General features: G+C 65.2%; 18 protein-coding genes. 7 read left to right on the top strand and 11 right to left on the bottom strand.

The annotated features are described in order from the left end of the window. Window positions 1-11 precede the first annotated feature (11 nt). The 4 genes from CO669_RS22735 to CO669_RS22720 are packed head-to-tail and all read right to left on the bottom strand — an operon-like array spanning window position 12 to window position 3,591. Window positions 12-800: an ABC transporter ATP-binding protein gene (locus tag CO669_RS22735; protein ID WP_097662164.1), complete on the bottom strand. Its 789-nt coding sequence runs from the start codon at window positions 798-800 to the stop codon at window positions 12-14. 3 nt (window positions 801-803) lie between these two features. Further along, window positions 804-1,562: an ABC transporter ATP-binding protein gene (locus CO669_RS22730; protein ID WP_097662163.1), complete on the bottom strand. Its 759-nt coding sequence runs from the start codon at window positions 1,560-1,562 to the stop codon at window positions 804-806. Next, on the bottom strand, window positions 1,559-2,710 hold the full coding sequence (locus CO669_RS22725) for a branched-chain amino acid ABC transporter permease (RefSeq protein ID WP_097662162.1): 1,152 nt from the start codon (window positions 2,708-2,710) through the stop codon (window positions 1,559-1,561). Before CO669_RS22725 ends, CO669_RS22730 begins: the two co-directional genes overlap by 4 nt. A gap of 5 nt (window positions 2,711-2,715) precedes the next feature. Then, window positions 2,716-3,591 (bottom strand): branched-chain amino acid ABC transporter permease, encoded by an 876-nt coding sequence (locus CO669_RS22720; RefSeq protein WP_097662161.1) that lies wholly within the window; start codon window positions 3,589-3,591, stop codon window positions 2,716-2,718. 272 nt (window positions 3,592-3,863) lie between these two features. Between CO669_RS22720 and CO669_RS22715 the strand changes: the two genes are divergently transcribed. The 5 genes from CO669_RS22715 to CO669_RS22695 all read left to right on the top strand — a co-directional run bounded on the left by CO669_RS22715 (window position 3,864) and on the right by CO669_RS22695 (window position 8,791). Next, a complete protein-coding gene (locus CO669_RS22715; protein WP_198964205.1) occupies window positions 3,864-4,613 on the top strand; it encodes an ABC transporter ATP-binding protein in 750 nt (249 codons plus the stop codon). After that, entirely contained in the window at window positions 4,610-6,139 is a 1,530-nt protein-coding gene (locus CO669_RS22710; RefSeq protein ID WP_097662159.1) for a permease, read from the top strand. Before CO669_RS22715 ends, CO669_RS22710 begins: the two co-directional genes overlap by 4 nt. Before the next feature lie 91 nt (window positions 6,140-6,230). Beyond that, window positions 6,231-7,043 (top strand): MBL fold metallo-hydrolase, encoded by an 813-nt coding sequence (locus tag CO669_RS22705; RefSeq protein WP_097662158.1) that lies wholly within the window; start codon window positions 6,231-6,233, stop codon window positions 7,041-7,043. Window positions 7,044-7,105: 62 nt separating this feature from the next. Further along, entirely contained in the window at window positions 7,106-7,627 is a 522-nt protein-coding gene (locus CO669_RS22700; RefSeq protein ID WP_097662157.1) for a hypothetical protein, read from the top strand. Between the two features lie 111 nt (window positions 7,628-7,738). After that, complete coding sequence (locus CO669_RS22695; protein WP_097662156.1) at window positions 7,739-8,791, top strand: amidohydrolase family protein; 1,053 nt, start codon at window positions 7,739-7,741, stop codon at window positions 8,789-8,791. An 80-nt stretch (window positions 8,792-8,871) separates the two neighbouring features. Here CO669_RS22695 and CO669_RS22690 read toward each other — a convergent pair whose 3' ends face one another. Then, the gene (locus CO669_RS22690) at window positions 8,872-9,327 is read right to left on the bottom strand and encodes a cupin domain-containing protein (RefSeq protein ID WP_097662155.1); all 456 of its coding nucleotides are present in this window, start codon (window positions 9,325-9,327) and stop codon (window positions 8,872-8,874) included. A gap of 237 nt (window positions 9,328-9,564) precedes the next feature. Between CO669_RS22690 and CO669_RS22685 the strand changes: the two genes are divergently transcribed. Continuing rightward, complete coding sequence (locus CO669_RS22685) at window positions 9,565-10,119, top strand: hypothetical protein (RefSeq protein ID WP_198964197.1); 555 nt, start codon at window positions 9,565-9,567, stop codon at window positions 10,117-10,119. Here the strand turns inward: CO669_RS22685 and CO669_RS22680 are convergent, their stop codons facing one another. Together CO669_RS22680 and pcaB are read right to left on the bottom strand one after the other, a co-directional pair. Further along, on the bottom strand, window positions 10,120-11,376 hold the full coding sequence (locus CO669_RS22680; RefSeq protein WP_097662153.1) for an aminopeptidase: 1,257 nt from the start codon (window positions 11,374-11,376) through the stop codon (window positions 10,120-10,122). Window positions 11,377-11,488: 112 nt separating this feature from the next. After that, window positions 11,489-12,850 carry a 3-carboxy-cis,cis-muconate cycloisomerase gene (pcaB, locus tag CO669_RS22675; RefSeq protein WP_097662210.1) on the bottom strand — a complete coding sequence of 454 codons (1,362 nt, stop codon included), beginning with the start codon at window positions 12,848-12,850 and terminating at the stop codon, window positions 11,489-11,491. A 391-nt stretch (window positions 12,851-13,241) separates the two neighbouring features. Here pcaB and CO669_RS22670 point away from each other — a divergent pair, with 391 nt between their 5' ends. Then, entirely contained in the window at window positions 13,242-14,813 is a 1,572-nt protein-coding gene (locus tag CO669_RS22670) for a winged helix-turn-helix domain-containing tetratricopeptide repeat protein (protein ID WP_097662152.1), read from the top strand. 50 nt (window positions 14,814-14,863) lie between these two features. On the opposite strand, the gene CO669_RS22665 is transcribed toward CO669_RS22670, so the two are convergent. The 4 genes from CO669_RS22665 to CO669_RS22650 form a co-directional block, all read right to left on the bottom strand. Continuing rightward, window positions 14,864-15,580 (bottom strand): hypothetical protein, encoded by a 717-nt coding sequence (locus CO669_RS22665; RefSeq protein ID WP_097662151.1) that lies wholly within the window; start codon window positions 15,578-15,580, stop codon window positions 14,864-14,866. Window positions 15,581-15,667: 87 nt separating this feature from the next. Next, entirely contained in the window at window positions 15,668-16,387 is a 720-nt protein-coding gene (locus CO669_RS22660; protein ID WP_198964204.1) for a hypothetical protein, read from the bottom strand. Between the two features lie 137 nt (window positions 16,388-16,524). Then, window positions 16,525-16,773 (bottom strand): hypothetical protein, encoded by a 249-nt coding sequence (locus CO669_RS22655; protein WP_097662150.1) that lies wholly within the window; start codon window positions 16,771-16,773, stop codon window positions 16,525-16,527. Window positions 16,774-16,913: 140 nt separating this feature from the next. Beyond that, the gene (locus CO669_RS22650) at window positions 16,914-17,888 is read right to left on the bottom strand and encodes an NAD(P)H-dependent flavin oxidoreductase (RefSeq protein WP_097662149.1); all 975 of its coding nucleotides are present in this window, start codon (window positions 17,886-17,888) and stop codon (window positions 16,914-16,916) included. Window positions 17,889-17,891 lie beyond the last annotated feature (3 nt).

The raw sequence follows: 17,891 nt of genomic DNA, 5'->3' as shown, positions 1-17,891 counted from the left end.
CCAGCTCGTCCTCACCGCCACGTCTTCTTCTTTTTCCAGCGCCGCTCGCCTCGCGCGCCCGCTTCCTTGGCGCCAAGGTAGAACTCCTGGATGTCCTGGGAATGCATCAAGCGGTCGCAGCTGTCGTTCATGACGATGCGGCCGATCTCGAGCACATAGCCGTAATGCGCCGTCTCCAGCGCCACCTTGGCGTTCTGCTCGACCAGCAGGATCGACATGCCCTGCTCCTCGTTGACGCGCCGGATGATTGTGAAGATCTCCTTCACCAGCAGCGGCGACAGCCCGAGCGAGGGCTCGTCGAGCAGCAGCAGCGTCGGCCGGTTCATCAGCGCCCGTCCGATCGCGAGCATCTGCTGCTCGCCGCCCGAGAGCTGGCCGGCAGGCTGGTTGACGCGCTCCTTCAGGCGCGGGAAATAGCCGTAGACGCGCTCCAGATCCTCCGCGACGCCGTCACGGTCCTTGCGCGGATAGGCGCCCATCATCAGGTTCTCGCGCACCGACAGGAATGGGAACACCTCGCGTCCCTCCGGCACGTGGCTGAGGCCGAGCCGTACGATCCGGTCGGCCTCCATGCGCTGGATCGGCTTGCCCAGGAATTCGATCGAGCCCTTCTGCGGATCGAGAATGCCCGAGATGGTCTTCAGCACCGTGGTCTTGCCGGCACCGTTCGCCCCCAGCAGCGTGACGATGCGGCCGCGCGGCACCTCCAGCGAGATGCCGCGGATCGCCATGATCGGCCCGTAATAGCTCTCGATGTTGGAGAGTTTCAGGATGATCTCGGGCGTGACGGCGGCGTCCATGCGTCAAGCTCCCAGATACGCGGCGACGACATCAGGGTGCTGCTGCACCTCGGCGGGCGAGCCCATGGCGAGCACCCTTCCGTAGTTCAGCGCGATGACGCGATCGGAGACGCGGTTGACCAGCGACATGTCGTGCTCGACCATCAGCACGGTGATCCCCAGCTCGCTCTTCATGTCGCGGATCCAGAACGACATGTCGTCGGTTTCCTCGACATTGAGGCCGCTTGACGGCTCGTCGAGCAGGATCAGCTTCGGCTCCGAGCACAGCGCGCGCGCCAGCTCGATCACCTTGCGCACGCCGTAAGGAAGGCCCGAGATCAGCTTGTCGCGATAGGGTTCGAGATCGAGGAATTCGATGACCTGCTCGACCCGGCGCCGGTGCAGCTTCTCGTTGGAACGCACGCTCGGCAGGAACAGGAGCTCCTGCCAGAGCTGCGTGGTCGAATGCCGATGGCGGCCGACCAGAAGGTTGGAGAGCACGGTGGCATTCTCGAACAGCTCGATGTTCTGGAAGGTACGGGCGATGCCGAGCCTGGCGATGTCGTAGGGCGGCTCTTCCGTGATGTCCTGGTCCTCGAAGAAGATGCGGCCCGAGGTCGGTCGGTAGATGCGCGAGATCAAATTGAAGATCGAGCTCTTGCCGGCGCCGTTGGGGCCGATGATCGACAGGATCTCGCCTTTCTCGACCGCGAAGGACACGGCATCGACGGCCTTGAGACCCCCGAAATGCAGCGACAAATTCTCGGCGCGGAAATAGCTCATCGGTTCCGCTCCGACTTCACGTAGATCTTCTGCCGCTTGAAGGTGGCGCGTTTGTAGAGCGGAAACAGCTGGAAGAAGAGCTTGATCTTGAGCCAGCGGCCGTAGAGCCCAAGCGGCTCGAACAGCACGAACAGCACGATGATGATGCCGTAGATCGCGCCTTTGAGGCCGTTCAGCGAGGCAAAGGCCGCGACGTTCGACTTGATGCTTCCCGCAGCGGCCGGTCCGGCGCCGAATGTCGCGGCGATGCCGGCGATCATGCCGGGCATGTCGTCTTTCAGATAGGTCAGGAACGGGTCGATCATCACGATGAAAATTGCGCCCAGCACCGCGCCATGCAGGCTGAAGGTGCCGCCGATCAGGATCACGATGATGAACTCGATCGAAAGCTGCAGCGTGAACATCTCCGGCGAGATGAAGGAGAGCTTGTGCGCGAACAGCACACCCGCAAAGCCGGTGATCGCCGCCGAGATCGCAAAGGACTTTACCTTGTAGAGCGCGACGTTGACGCCCATGCTGCGCGCCGCGGTCTCGCTGTCGCGGATCGCGACGAAGGCGCGCCCCGTCGGCGAGCGCAGAAGATTGAGCGTGCCGACGATGGTCAGCACCAGCACGGCAAGACAGAGGTAATAGAAGGTCGGGCTGTCGCGCGGCACCGTGACGCCGAGCAGCGACAGCGTCTTGACCCGCATGCCCTCGTTGCCGTTGGTGACGCTCTCCCAGCGCGCCAGGATCTCCTCGACGATGAGGGCAAAGGAGATGGTGGCGATGACGAGGTAGATGCCCGTGAGGCGCAGCGCGGGAAAGCCGACCATTGCACCGATGATGCCGGTCAAGCCTCCGGCGGCGAGGAAGTAGACCGGAAACGGCACGTTGTATTTCTGCAGGTACGCCGCCGTGTAGGCGCCGATGGCCAGAAACGCGGCGTGCCCGAGCGAGGCCTGCCCGGTGAAGCCGGTCAGGATCAGCAGCGCCACGCCGACGGTCGCATAGATGCAGACGAAGACGAGCTGGCTCATCAGATAGCTGGAGAGAAAATAGGGCGCGATCAGCAGCAGCGCGAGCAGGATGCCGTAGGAGACCAGATAGCCCGAGTGCGGAAACAGCTTGATGTCGTCCTCATAGTCGGTCTTGAACAGGAAGCGCATGGCGTTCAGACCTTCTTGCGGACGTGATGGCCGAACAGGCCTTCGGGCTTCAGCAGCAGCACGGCGAGCAGCACGATGTAAGGTGCGACGTCTTTCCAGCCCTCCGGCAGGTAGAACCCGGCCATGCTCTCGATCACGCCGATCAGGACGCCGCCGACCACGGCCCCCGGTATCGAGCCGAAGCCGCCGAGCACGGCGGCGGGAAACGCCTTCAGGCCGAGCACGAGGCCGACGTTGGAATGAATGAAGGTGATCGGCGCCAGCAGCACACCGGCGCAGGTCGCGACCGCCGCGCTGATCGCCCAGACCACCGACACCACGCGCTTGACCGGAATGCCCATGTAATAGGCGGCGAGCATGTTCTCGGAACTGGCACGCATCGCGGTGCCGAGCGTGGTCTTGTTGAAGAACAGCCAGAGCAGCGTGCACAGGATCATCGTCGCCGCGATCACCGACAACTTGTCATAGGCGAGCACCAGCGATCCGATCCGCAGCACGCCCTGGCTGAACGGCGTCTCGATCTTCAGATCGTCGGTGCCCCAGATCATGCCGGCGATCGAGCGCAGGAAATAGCCGAGCCCGATGGTGGCCATGATGATGGAGAACTGGGGATAGCCGAGGATCGGCCGCACCACCACGCGCTCGGCCAGCATGCCGAACAGCGCCATGGCCGCCACCGCGCCGGCAAAGCCGATCCAGTAGTTCAGGCCCATCATGCCGATGAAGGTGAAGGCGAAGAAGCCGCCGAGCATCATCAGATCGCCCTGGGCGAAATTGACGACCTCGGTGGCCTTGTAGACGAGCACGAAGCCGAGCGCGATCAGGCCGTAGACGCAGCCGAGCGCAACACCGCTGACCAGCTGCTGAACGAAATCCAGCATCGCCGCGCTTCCTCCCGATGCAACGGCGGTTCTTTTGACCGCCTTGCCGCATCTTGTGTCCAGTCGCTACGCAGTCGTTTCGCCGCGTTAGCTCCATTTGTCCGGAACCAATTCAGCCTGAACCGCCGAGCGCTGTCAACAAACGGTGACTTGCACGGCGACTTGCCTTTAGTCCAACCCGTATGCCGGAATTTGCCGCGTTGCGATTCACCGTGCCGAAACATCTTCGGGTCATGGTCGCAGGCGATGCGAAACCGGATGGTGTGGCCGTCATGAAGCCCGACAGCTCGGCGCTGGAAGTGAAGGGGTTAACGAAGCGTTTTGACCGGCTGGCGGTCGATAACCTCGATCTCACCATTCACGCCGGTGAATTCTACGCCCTGGTCGGCCCCAATGGCGCCGGCAAGACCACCACTTTGCGCATGGTTGCGGGCCTGCTGCGTCCCGACGCCGGCGCGGTCTCGATCTTCGGCATCGATGCGCTCCAGAGTCCCGTCGCCGCCAAGCAGGTGATGGCGTGGGTCTCCGACGAGCCGATGATCTACGACAAGCTGACCCCGCTCGAATATCTCGAATTCGTCGCCGGCCTCTGGGGCATCGCGCCGTCGGTCTCGCAGCCGGTGGCGCAGGACCTGCTGGAGTCGCTCGGCCTCGCGCCGCACCGTCACGAACGCTGCGAGGGCTTTTCCAAGGGCATGCGCCAGAAGGTGGCGCTCGCGGGCGCGCTGGTGCACGATCCCCGCCTCATCATCCTCGACGAGCCGCTGACCGGGCTCGATGCGGTTTCCGCCCGACACGTGAAGGGCCTGCTTGGGATGCGCGTCCGCGCCGGCTGCACGGTCATCATGACCACGCATATTCTCGAAGTGGCCGAGCGCATGGCCGACCGCATCGGCGTGATCGCCTCGGGCCGCCTCGTCGCCGAAGGCACGTTGACCGAACTGCGCCAGCAGAACGGCCATGCCGACACCAGCCTGGAGGATCTCTTCATCGCGCTGGTGACGCTTCCGGAAGCGGCATGAGCTCGGCAACCGCGCTCTCCTGGTTTGCCCGCCACGAGCTTCGGCTCGCCTGGCGCGAATGGTTCGCCATGATGACCGGCGGACGGCGCAAGCGGACGCGCGCCGCCATCATCGGCCTGGTCTGTTTCGCCGCGCTGCTGCATTTGCCGGCCTGGGCGGTGATCGGCCGTTTCGCCGATCTGCAGCTGCCGCTCGACAAATCCTCGCTGATCGTGATCTCGGCGACGATCTTTCTGGCCTGGACCTTGATGCTCTCGCAGGCGATCGAATCGGTGACGCGGGTGTTCTACGCCCGCGCCGATCTCGACCTGATCATGTCCTCGCCGGCGACGCTGGCCAATCTGTTCTCGGTCCGGATCGCCGCAATCGCGCTGTCCGTCACCGCGATCGCGGTTCTGTTCTCGACGCCCTTCATCGACGTGCTCGTGATCGGCGGGGGTGCGCGCTGGCTCGCGGCGTTCGGGGTGGTGGTCGCGATGGGCCTGTCGGCCGCGGCGATCGCGATCGCCGTGACCATCCTGCTGTTTCGCCTGATCGGCCCGGCGCGGACGCGCCTGATTGCCCAGATCCTCGCCGCCATCATCGGCGCCGGCTTCGTCATCGCGCTCCAGGTCGCGGCGATCATGTCCTACGGCACGCTGTCGCGCTTCACCATTCTGACCTCCGGCAGCGTCGTCGCCTACGCGCCCGATGCCGACAGCATCTGGTGGTGGCCGGCGCGGGCGGTGATGGGCGACAGCAAGGCGCTGCTGCTGCTCCTGGCGCTCGCCCTGATGCTGCTCGGAAGCGTCATGGCGATGTTCTCGCACCGCTTTGCCGACACCGCGATCGATGCGGCGGCTTACGGCGCGTCCGGCAGCCGGCGCGCGAAGGAACGTCCGTTCCGCGGCGGGTCGCGGCAGCAGGCGCTGCGGCGCAAGGAATTTTCGCTACTCTGGCGCGATCCCTGGCTGATCTCGCAGACGCTGATGCAGCTGCTCTATCTGGTGCCGCCGGCCTTGCTGCTCTGGCGCAATTTTGCCGACAGCTCCGCGGCGCTGACGCTGATCACGCCTGTGATCGTGATGGCGGCCGGACAGCTCGCCGGCGGGCTTGCCTGGCTGACGATCTCGGGCGAGGACGCCCCCGATTTGGTCGCGACCGCGCCGCTGACGCCGTCCGGCGTCATCCGCGCCAAGATCGAGGTGGTGCTGATCGCAATCGCCGCGATCTTCTGCCCGCTGGTGGCCGCGCTCGCTTTCGCCTCACCTTACCAGGCGGCGGTCAGCGCCGCCGCGATCATCATCAGCGCGGCCTCGGCGACCGCGATCCAGCTCTGGTTCCGGGTCCAGGCCCGGCGCAGCCAGTTCCGCCGCCGCCAGACCTCATCGCGGCTGGCGACCTTCGCCGAGGCCTTTTCCTCGATCGGCTGGGCCGCCAGCGCCGCGCTGCTGCTCGCGCTGCCGATCGCCGGGCTCATCTGCGGCCTGATCACCGCAGGCCTCGTTGCAATCACCTGGAAGTTCAGCCCGAGGCGCGAGCAATAGGTGCGGCACTGACGCGCTGTCGATCCCACCCCATTGGCGAGACGCTGCATTGCACGTTAGACTTCGCCGCGAAGTCATCGGGGACGGATCCATGTGGCGACTGGTTTCGGCGGCTCTGGCGCTGTTCGGCGCATTTCTGACCCCTGCCCTCGCCCAGCAGCCCCAGCGCAGCGAATGCCTGGCGATGGCCAACGCGGCCCCGCGGGCCATGCCCGTTGCATTCCGGCGGGCGGCGACCGCGGCGGAGGTCGAGATCACCTATGCCGGCCATTCCACTTATTTCATCGACACGCCCGGCGGCCTGCGCATTGCGACCGATTACAGCGGCGCCTATCAGGTGGGACGGCTCCCCGACGTCGTGACCATGAACCGGGCCCATAGCACGCACTATTCCCTGTTTCCCGATCGGCGCATTCCCCACGTGCTGCATGGCTGGGGCGAGGATGGCAAGCCGGCGATCGTGTCGGAGCGCATCAGTGACACCTTCATCCGCAACGTCACCACCGACATCCGCCGCTATTTCGGCGACGATGCCGGCACCGACATGATCCGCGACGGCAATTCGATCTTCATCTTCGAGGTCGCCGGCCTCTGCATCGGTCATCTCGGCCACCTCCACCACAAGCTCGACGACAGCCATTTCGCCCAGATCGGACGGCTCGACATCGTGATGGTGCCGATCGACGGCACCTACACCATGTCGCTGGACGGCATCTCCGACATCACCAAGCGGTTGCGCGCCTCGGTGGTGCTGCCGATGCACCGCTTCGCCACCCCGCTCGACGACTTCATGCGCCGGATCGGCCAGCAGTTCGAGATCGACCGCCGCACCGAACGGTCGTTCCGGATGTCGCGGGACGCGCTGCCGTCGAAGCCGACGGTGATCATCCTCGACGGGGTCTGAGCGCAATTTTCTCCAAGCCTTCTGCGCCCCGCGGTGCTGATCTCCAGCGAGAGGAGATCGACATGACCGATTTTGCCAGATTGCTGCACGCGGACGGACCGAATTCCGAGCATGCGGCGGCGCTGCAACTTTACGGCCGCTTCGTCGGCGACTGGGATGCCGAGATAACCGCCCATGGGTCCGATGGGACGACACACGCGGCGCCCGGCGAAATCCATTTCGGCTGGGTGCTGGAGGGCCGCGCCGTCCAGGACGTCTGGATCATCCCGCGGCCCGCGGGCGCGCCGGCCTTTCCGATCGCGGGCAATTGGTACGGCACGACATTGCGGGTCTATGATCCCACCATGTCTGCGTGGCGGATTTGCTGGTTCGATCCTGCGCGCTCCGTGTTCCGCCAGCAGATCGGCCGTCCGCACGGACAGGACATCGTGCAGGAGGGAACGACCGAGGCCGGCGAGCTGACGCGCTGGAGCTTTACCGGGATCACCACCGATTCCTTCCGTTGGCTCGGTGAGGCCAAGCCGAACACCGCGGCCGACTGGCGACTGATGGTCGAGGTAAGGGCGAAGCGGCGGAAGGGCTGACCAAGGCACCGCTGTGCTCGCGAAGACGGATGCGGTTGCGCAACGCGCACAGCTGCAGGACGATATGAGATGCTAGGCTCCCCCCCAAGAAACGCGAGGGAGCGAACGCCGATGGCTGCAAGCAGTGTGCCCGCCAATACGAGCGGGCTGTTCGTCGAGCCGCGCGAGGACTGGCTCGCGCTGCATCAGGAGGAGATCATTGATCCCGCGCGGCCGATCGTCGATCCCCATCATCATCTGTGGAATCGCGGGCACCGCTATCTGATCGAGGAGATGGCCGACGATATCGCCTCCGGCCACAACGTGATCGCGACCGTCTATGTCGACTGCCGCTCGATGTATCGCGCGCACGGGCCGGACGCATTCCGGCCCGTCGGCGAGGTCGAGTTCGCCAACGGCGTCGCCGCGATGAGCGCGAGCGGTGGCTACGGCAAGGCTGCGATCTGCGCCGGCATTGTCAGCCACGCCAATCTGTTGCTCGGCGACGCCGCAAAGAGAGTGCTGGAGGCCGAGATCGCGGCCGGCAACGGCCGCTTCCGCGGCATCAGGCATTCCTCGGCCTGGGACGAGGATCCCGTCGTCGCCGGCATGTATGCGAACCGGCCGAAGGGACTTTTGCAGGACGCGGCCTTCCGCAAGGGATTTGCCTGCCTCGCGCCGCTGAACCTCAGCTTCGATGCCTGGCTGTTTCATCCGCAGATCGGCGAACTGACCGAGCTGGCGCTCGACTTCCCCGACACCAGGATCGTGCTCGATCATTGCGGCGGCCCCGCCGGCGTCGGCCGCTTCGCGGGACGCCGCGAAGAGGTGTTTGCGCAATGGCGCGCCTCGATCCGTGACATCGCCAAATGCGAGAACGTGGTGGTGAAGCTCGGCGGCCTCGCCATGTGCCTGCTCGGCTACGACTTCCATTTGCGCGAAAGGCCGCCGACATCCGACGAGCTTGCCGCGGCGTGGCGGCCCTATGTCGAGACCTGCATCGAGGCGTTCGGCCCGAAACGTGCGATGTTCGAAAGCAACTTCCCGCCGGACAAGGGCCAATGCAGCTACCAGGTGATCTTCAACGCTTTCAAACGGATCGCCGCACCGTTGAGCGAGGCCGAGAAGACGGCCCTGTTCTCGCAGACCGCAACCGACGTCTACCGGCTCGAGCTGCCGTCCTGACGAGAAGAGGGGCCGGGATATGATCCCGACCCCTCTTCGTCGTGGCCGCTGGGAAGCGTCCTTGAAACCTGATGTGAGCTCTAGCCGGCGCCCATCAGCGAGGCCGGACGGCGCTCGCCGGTAAAGGCGAAGGTCTTCTTGAGCTTGTTGACCACGCGGATCAGGAAGCCGATCATCACGGGGTTGGTCTTGCGGCAGAAGGCGATCTTCTTGACGTAGCCTTCGACATGCCATTTGGCATGCGCGCCGTCGCGGAAGAAAATGACGTCGCCGGGGCCGTAACGCTTCGGCGGCATGCCGTCGCTTTCGAGCACGATCGATCCTTCCATGATCATGATCGTCTCGTCGATATCGTAGTACCAGTTGAAGCGCCCTTCGGTGCAGTGCCAGATGATCGTCGAGGCGGTGCCGTCGGCGCTGGTGGACAGGATGTGCGAGCGCGATACCGGGTTGCCCTCGATGATCCAGGACGGCTCGATCGGCCGCAGCTCGAGGTCCACATTGCAACTACCGATTTCAATCAATGAACGCGACATCTTCTCCCCCAGAGGATATAATAAGTATGGCCGGGTCTCGGCCCGGATTGTTTCGAAAGATGGCGAGAACGCTAGTCACCGGTTTTTAATTCTTTATTACGCAGGCCTCGAAAATCAGCCGGAAGCTGCAGGCGCAACGCGGTTAACATCGCGATTTCCCTGCAAAATCGCGCACATGAACCCATCCTTTTCGGGGTGCGACAAAGTGCGCGGAAGCACCAAAACGGAGCCATGTCGATGCCCCTCACGCCCGAGGTCGTGACAGCCAATCGCGCGGTCGTCGCCCGGCTCGCCAGTCTCGATGTCTCCTTCGTGCCGGACGAAGAGCCCTGGTTTACCGTCGACGGCGTCGAAAGCCCCCGGCAGATCGGCAGTGACGGCTCCGGCGGCGCGTTCGTGCTGATGCCGCAACGGAACGTGCTCTACGTCTCATCGGAGGGACGGGCAGGAATCATTGCCGGCACGTTCGAGGCGTTCGTCCAGCTCGTCGTCGCCCGCCCCTATTGGCTCGACATCCTCAAATTTTCCGGGGGCGGCGACCTCCAGGAGATGCGGCGTGCGGCGGAGGCACTGGAGGCGACGCTCGACGACGAGGACGAGATCAACGAGACCCGCGAGGAGATCCGCAGGAGCCTCGACCTCGGCGAAGCGGACGATCCGGTCGTCGCGCTCTACGAGGCGATCGCGGCTTCCGACGCCATCGTACGGGCCACCGACGGCAGCCCGTTCACGACGCTGTTCAACCGCTTCAGCATCGACAACGATCCTATGCTGCGCAACGCGGCGGCGTAGTTACTTCACCCACTCGCCCTTGCGGAACACAGGGACCTTGCTGCCGTCGGGCAGGATACCGTCGATATCGGTCTCGGCCGAGCCGATCATCCAGTCGATATGGATCAGGCTCTGGTTGCCGCCTTGTGCCGCGATCTGCTGCGGGGTGAGCTGCGCACCGTTGACGAAGCATTTCGAATAGCACTGGCCAAGCGCAATGTGAGACGCCGCGTTCTCGTCGAACAGCGTGTTGTAGAACAACAGTCCGCTCTGCGAGATCGGCGAGGAATGCGGCACCAGCGCCACCTCGCCGAGCCGGCGCGCGCCCTCGTCGGTGTCGAGCACCTTGTTCAGCACCTCGGCCCCGCGCGAGGCCTTTGCGTCGACGATCTTGCCGTCCTCGAAGCGCACCGCGATGTTGTCGATCAGCGTGCCCTGGTAGGACAGCGGCTTCGAGCTCACGACGTGGCCGTAGACCCGCCGGCAATGCGGCGTGGTGAAGACCTCTTCGGTCGGGATATTGGCGTTGCAGCTGATGCCGTTCTTGGAGAGCGAGGCGCCGCCCTCCCATTCATGGCCGTCGGCAAGACCGATGGTGAGGTCGGTGCCCGGACCGCTGTACTGCAGAGCGCGAAAGCGCTGGCCGTTGAGCCAGTTGGTGCGCTCGCGCAGCACCGCATTGTGGCTCGCCCAATTGCCCATTGCGTCCTCGCGATCGACGCGCGAGGCCGCGAAGATCGCGTCCGCGAGCTTGCCGACCGCAACGTCCTCGGGTTCATTGGGGAACACCTGCTTCGCCCAGGACGGGCTCGGATAGGCGATGATGTTCCAGTTGGTGTCGAAATTGACGATCTTCTCCAGCGCCGGCTGGTAGGCCATCGAGTTCGCCTTGCTGGCGCGCGCCACCTTGGAAGGATCCTCGCCCGACAGCAGCATCGGATTGTCGCCGACGATCGCAAGGCGCGCGGTGTTGTCCGAGAACGCCTTGGCCATGCCTTCGTAGAGCCAGTTGGCGGCGCGATCGAAACTGTTGTCGTGACCGTGGCGGTAGCGCGCCAGCGTCATCTCCTCGTCCGACAGGATCGGCGTCACGATACCGGCGCCGGCCTTGTAGGCGTGCACGGCGATCCGCCGCACCAGCGGCAGCGCGATCGCAGGCGCGGTCAGAAGCAGATCCTGTCCCGGCCGCAAGCCCAGGCCCACCTTCACCGCCACCTCGGCCAGCCGGTCGAGCTTTGCGGGATCGATGGGAGCGGTGGAATTGCGGTGATCAGTCATGCGGGGCCCTCTGCCGAAGTCTCTCGTTCAATTTAAGTCTAGCATCGCGAGGCGCAAGTGCGCGAGCACCTTGCGGCACGGAGAAGATACGCAGTTTCGCGCATTTTGGTTTTCAACGCGTTGCCGATTTCAGCACCCGGTCAACCATGGCGGGCGCGAGCCCGAGGTAATTTTTCGGTGAGGTCAGCGCCTCGATTGTGGCGCGATCGATGCGGCTCGTGATCCGCGCGTCCGCGGACAGCGCATCGGCCAGGCTCATGCCTGTCTCGTTGGCTTGACGGCAGGCGTCATAGACCACGTCGTGGGCCTCCTGCCGGCCGAGCTGCGGCGCGAGCCCCATCATGACCGCTTCGGCCACGATCAGGCCGCGGCTGATGGCGAGATTGTCGCTCATCCTCGCCTCGTCCACGATGAGGCCCGCGAGCGCAAACTTCGCCTGGTGCAGCGCGCCGGCAGTCAGCACGAAGCTTTCCGGAATCGCCATCCATTCGGCGTGCCAGGGACCCGTGGCGCGCTCGAAATCCTGCACCATCGCATCCAGCATCAGGCCGGCATGCTGGCGCACCGCCTTGGACGCCGCCAGCATCAGTTCCGACGAGATCGGGTTGCGCTTCTGCGGCATGGTCGAGGAGGCACCGCGTCCCTTGACGAAAGGCTCATAGACCTCGGCGAACTCGGTCGAGGCCATGATCATGATGTCGAGGGCGATCTTGCCAAGCGAGCCGGTGACGAGGGCGAGGAAGTTCACGGCCTCGGCGAACCCGTCGCGCGCGACGTGCCAGGTCGAGGCGGGAACGCCGAGCTTCAGCTCGGCGCACAGGGCCTCCTGCACCTCAAAACCCTTGTCTCCGAGCGAGGCCAGCGTACCGGCAGCGCCGGCGAACTGGCCGACCAGCACCCGGGGCTTCAGCTGCGCCAGCCGCTCGGCGTGACGATCGAACATGGCGAGCCAGATCGCGGTCTTGTAGCCGAAGGTGACCGGCAGCGCCTGCTGAAGGTGGGTGCGGCCCGCCATCGGCGTATCGCGATATCGCCTGGAGAGATCGGCAAGGATCCTGCGCAGCTCGGCGATGTCGCGCTCGACGATCTCCAGCGCAGCGCGCAATTGCAGCACCACGGCGGTGTCCATGATGTCCTGCGTCGTCGCGCCCCAATGCACGTAGCGGCCGGCCTCGCCGCACTGCTTCACCATCTGATGCACCAGAGGGAGGATCGGGTAGCCGACGATGTCCGTCTCCTGCCTGAGCTGATCGAAGTCGAGCGCGGCAACATCGGTCCTCGCCGCGATCGCCTCGGCCGCCTGCTGCGGAATCACGCCACACTTCGCCTCCGCCTTCGCCAGCGCCACCTCGACCTCGGCATAGCGCGCGACCAGCGCGACGTCGGAGAACACCTCCCGCATCTCGGGCGTGCCGAAGGCGTCGCGGAACAGCATGGAATCGAGCACGGTGGTGGAGGCAGGGAAGGCGGGCATGGGCGTTTCTTCATGGCTGGTGTCTTGTGCGGGCGACAGCTTACGCACGCCGTGCAGCTCGGCAATGGACATTCGCAGTTTCGCCACACATTCGTCCCGGACGACGTTGCGCCCGCGTGTATCACCTCAGGATGACGGATCGATTGCGATCGGATGGCCATGACTGAGCGGCGTCTGCGTAGCCCGCATGAGCGAAGCGACATGCGCGGCGACGCGTCCGCGGGCCCGAACCCGGCGCTCGTCATCGTTTTATTCCCCTCCGCAAACAGCATGGCTGCCATCACCCGCTCGCGATGAACCGAGCGACCTTCTCGGCAGACTCACAGTTTTCGACCCAAATTTCATTTTGACGTTTTGCGTGCCTGTTTGTCATGAGACTAGAGTTTTCAACGTGCAGTTTCTGTTCCGGGACCATCTTCTCGATACCGACCGGCGCGAGCTGAGCCGCGAGCAGGTTCCCGTTGCCGTGGAGCCGCAGGTCTTCGATCTCGTCGTCCACCTCATGCAGAACCGCGACCGCGTGGTCAGCAAGCACGAGTTGATCGACAAGATCTGGCACGGGCGCAGCGTCTCCGAATCCACCTTGACCAGCCGGATCAACGCGGCGCGCAAGGCGGTCGGCGACAGCGGCGCCAGCCAGGCCTTGATCCGAACCATCGCCCGCAAGGGGTTTCGCTTCGTCGGCGACGTCGAGGCCAAGGATGGCGCGACGGGTGACGCGACCGCGCCGGCAACCGGCCGCACCGCATGGATGCCGCGCGCGGCGCTCGCGCTTCCCGAGCGGCCCGCCATCGCCGTGCTGCCGTTCACCAATATGAGCGGCGAAGCCGGGCAGGATTATTTCTCCGACGGCATCAGCGAGGACATCATCACCGCACTGTCGAAGCTGCGCTGGTTCTTCGTCGTCGCGCGCAACTCGTCCTTCGTCTACAAGGGCCGCGCCGTGCACATCAGCGAGGTCGCGCGCGAGCTCGGCGTGCGCTACGTGGTCGAAGGCAGCGTGCGGCGGAGCGGCGAGCGGGTGCGCATCTCGGCTCAGCTCAACGACGTCTCCACCGGCAGCCATCTCTGGGCCGAGCGCTACGATCGCGAGCTCGCCGACATCTTCGCCGTGCAGGACGAGATCACCGAGGCGATCGTCGCCGCGATAGAACCGCAGCTCTATGCCGCTGAAAGCTTTCGCGCCCAGCAGAAGCCGCCGGGGAGTCTCGACGCCTGGGACCTCGTGATGCGCGCATTATCGCATCACTGGCGCATCACGCGCGAGGACAACGCCGTGGCGCAAGCGCTGCTGGAACGGGCCGTCGCGATCGATCCCGCCTACGGCAAGGCGCTGGGCCTGCTCGCAACCAGCCACATCTTCGGCGCGCATATGGGCTGGGCCGACATGGCTGCGACGGTGCCGATCGCCGAACGCGCGGCCCTTGCCGCGGTGGAGGCCGATCGCGAGGACGCCTTCGCCCATCACGGCCTCGCTTACGCCTATCTGTTCCGCCGCCGCTTCGACGACGCGCTGGCCGAGTTCGAGCTGGCCTTGCAACTCAATCCGAACTTCGCGATGGCGCATGCCTTTTACGGCGTGACATTGTGCTACGCCGGACGATGGCAGGATGGCGACGCCGCAGCACGGCGCGCGCTGCGGCTGAGCCCGCGCGACCCGCTCGCGGCGATCTATTGCGGAGTTGCGGCCTATGCCCGCTTCGTCGGCCGCGACTACGAAGGAGCCGTGCAGATGGCGCGGGAGTCGATGCGGCAGCGCGGCGATTTCGTCGGCGCGCACCGCGTGCTGACGGCGGCGGCCGGAATGTCAGGAGATCCGGCGCGCGCAGCGTCCGCCCTGGAAGGTCTGCGCCGCGCCCAGCCCGAAATCTCGCTCGCCTGGATCACGCGCGAACTGCCGATGCTGCGCGACGCGGATCGTGCGCATTATCTGGAAGGATTGCGGCGCGCGGGACTGGCGTGACCGCGGCGCAACGTGCGCTTGCTTGCTTCACACCGGTCGATGGCTGAGCATCAATCGTCGTCGGATCCGAACAGTCTGATCTGCGGGAAGCCGCCCCGCGACCGGCCGGCGTAGTCGCGCGAATCGGAATCCTCGCGGATGTTGCGCGCGACGTCGTCCCAATCGGTGCGGTCACGCATGCCGCGCGGCTCGCGGGAATCATAATGGCGCCGCTCCGTCCAGCGCTCGCGACGCTCCATCCGGCGCCGGTCGGATGCAGCACGCTTCACGTCGGAATCCCTGGCCTTGGCATAGGCGTTGTCAGGAGAAGAGGCCGGATCGGCCGAGGTCTGCTGCTCGGCCGGCTTTGCCGGCTTTGAAGACGAGGCGACTGCCGGCTTCGACTGTTCCTTGGACTGTTCCCTGGACAGTTCTTTGGGCGGCTCAACCGCGGCCGCTTGCGAAGGCGGCGGCGGTTCGGCATTCGCCTGGGTGGGCGGCGTGTCAGGCTTTGCGGCTTCAGGCCTGGCTTCGGCCTGCGCCGGCGTCGCAACCACCGCGCCGAAGGCTTGCGTGCCGGTGAGATAGTTGACGCGTTCCGAGGGCGCGTTGGTCGCTGCCGGTGCGCCAGCGGATTCGGCGCGCTGCGCCATCTTGCCGGTGTCCGGGCCCTGCTTGGGCGCGATCGGATTCATGATATTGCCGGCGACGATACCGCCACCGAGACCAATGGCGATGGCTGCGATGATGGTTCCGGCACCGACGAAATAGGCTATCGAGGCGCGCATTGATCCACTCCCTCTTTGGAGCGAGCAACGCGCTTTGATTGCCGGATGTTCCTGGTCGGGGACGCAGTTCCCGAAGGAACTTGCGCCTCAGATCTGCTGCGCGACTTTCTCGAGCCCGATGAGGCGGGCGAGCTTGCGCACTTCTTCCTTCTGATCGTCACGCAGCTGGAACAGGAGCGGCATGGCGGCCGACTTCAACTGCTGGACCTCGTCGCAATTCGGATCGATCTGCGCGCTGGGTGGCGCGTTCGGATTGGAGAGCTTGTTGGCCGAGATCTTCCGGACAACGTTGCGCAGGGCGGTTTCGACCGAAGGCCAGTAATATTCCTGCGACGAAGACAGCTTCAGGCGATCCCTGATGCCGGCGATCTGGGCGTCGGACAGCAAGGTATAATGTTTCTGCGGCTGCGGCTTGGCCACAACCTTCGGCTTGGCCGGAACTTCGACGGCAGGAACCTCAGCCGCGGCGGGCGCCTCGGATACACTCAACGACGCCTTGGGCATCGGGAAATCGGTCGGGGTGGCGGCGGCAAAGGCCTGGCGCAGCGGCTCGGCCAGCACGGGCGCCTGCGAAAGCCTGTCGGCCGGCACCTGGACCGGCGCGATCGCGGCCGAAGCCAGGGCCAGGGTCGGGACCAGACGGTCGGCCTTGGCGGCGCGATTGGTTGCAAGGGGCTTGGCCGGAGGCGCCTGCGCGATCATCTCTTCGCTGACGCTGGGCACGCTGTCGCGGCCAAGGATGGCGGTGGTGGCAGCGCCGAGGACGAGGAAGCAGGTCAGCACAACGATGGTGATGGCTTTGGACAAACGTCTCTCCGGGAACCGCCGCTTCACGAGTTTGTTAACGTTGCCCGTGAAAAAGGAACGAATTAAGGCTTGAGTGTGCCCTCGTTGCGACAATCAATATGCCTGCAACGACACACGGCTTTGAAAAGCCAATAAAATCAGGCGGCTGCGGCCAGATCGTAGGCGTCCTGGATGTCCGAGACGATCTCCGAGGCCTCCCAGACCGCGCGCGGCTCGACCGATTGCAAGGCCACCGTCCAGTTGCCGCCGCGGCGGGTTCGGGGAACGCTGACGATGTCGAAGCGAACGTTGCGGCACAGCGGATGACGGGCCAGCGCATGGGCGACGCGGATGCGGATTTCGTCCAGCGTCGCGGCTGTCTTGCTGTTGAGATAATCGAAGTCCATCGCCTGTCCCTCTCGGTCCTGATTGGCGGCCGTGAGGGGATTCTTGGCGGGCGTTGGTTAATCCGCCGTTAAGTGGGGCATGTCGCGCGAGCACGCGATTAACCGTGATCGGCATGAGCAGGTCTCGCCGCCCCGCAATTCTACGGGGAAGAGCGCGCTCTCGCCGCGCGATATTCGGCCGCCGTCCGCGCCACGAGATCGTCGACGGCGAGCACATCGGTGACCCCAGAGGTGGAATGTCCGCCGCTCCAGATATCGCGCCAGCGCTTCGGCCGATTCTCGCGCGCGACGACGTCGATATCCTCGGCGATATCGATCGCGCCGCGCGCCGGCAGGTTCTCGGGATCGAGCCCGGCGGCCACGATCGACGGCCGCAGCATGCTGGTCTGCAAGCCCGTGAACGCCGTGGTGAGCAGGATGTCGTCGGCACTGCTCTCGACCAGCATCCGCTTGTAACGATCGTCGGCCATGCTCTCGCGCGTCGCGATGAACTTGGTGCCCATATAAGCAAGATCGCAGCCGAGCACTTCGGCCGCATGCAGCGCATGGCCGTCGCTGATGCCGCCCGCGAGCACGACGATGCCGTCGTAGAATGCGCGCACCGCGCGGACGAAGGCGAACGGGTTGAGCCAGCCGGTCTGTCCGCCCGCGCCCGCGGTGAGCAGCACCAGCCCGTCGGCGCCTGCCTCCGCTGCGCGCTCGGCGTGGCGGATGGAGGCGACGTCCGCCAGCACCAGCGCGCCGGCATCCTGCAGGGGCTTCAACACCGGCGCCGGCGAGCCCACCGACGTGATGACGATCTCCGGCTTGTGTCGCAGCAGCATTGCGAGATCCTGGTCGAGCCGCGCATTGGAGCGGTGCACGATCAGGTTCGGGCAGAGCGGCGCCACCTTGCGGCCGGCCTGTTGCTCATGCTGGTGCAGCCGCGCTTCGATCTCCGTGAGCCATGCATCGAGCTGATCCGTGCTGCGGCAATTGGCGGTGGGGAAGCTGCCGATCACCCCGCTCCGGCAGGCCGCGACCATGAGCTCGACGCCCGACACCAGGAACATCGGAGCTGCGATCAGCGGCAGAGCGAGACGATCGCGGAAGCGTTGCAGTCGATCGGACGTCACGCA

The sequence above is a fragment of the Bradyrhizobium sp. Y36 genome (genome assembly GCF_002531575.1).
GTDB lineage: Bacteria > Pseudomonadota > Alphaproteobacteria > Rhizobiales > Xanthobacteraceae > Bradyrhizobium.
The sequence above is the reverse complement of the archived record's forward strand: the minus strand, read 5'-3'. Positions and strand labels throughout refer to the sequence as shown.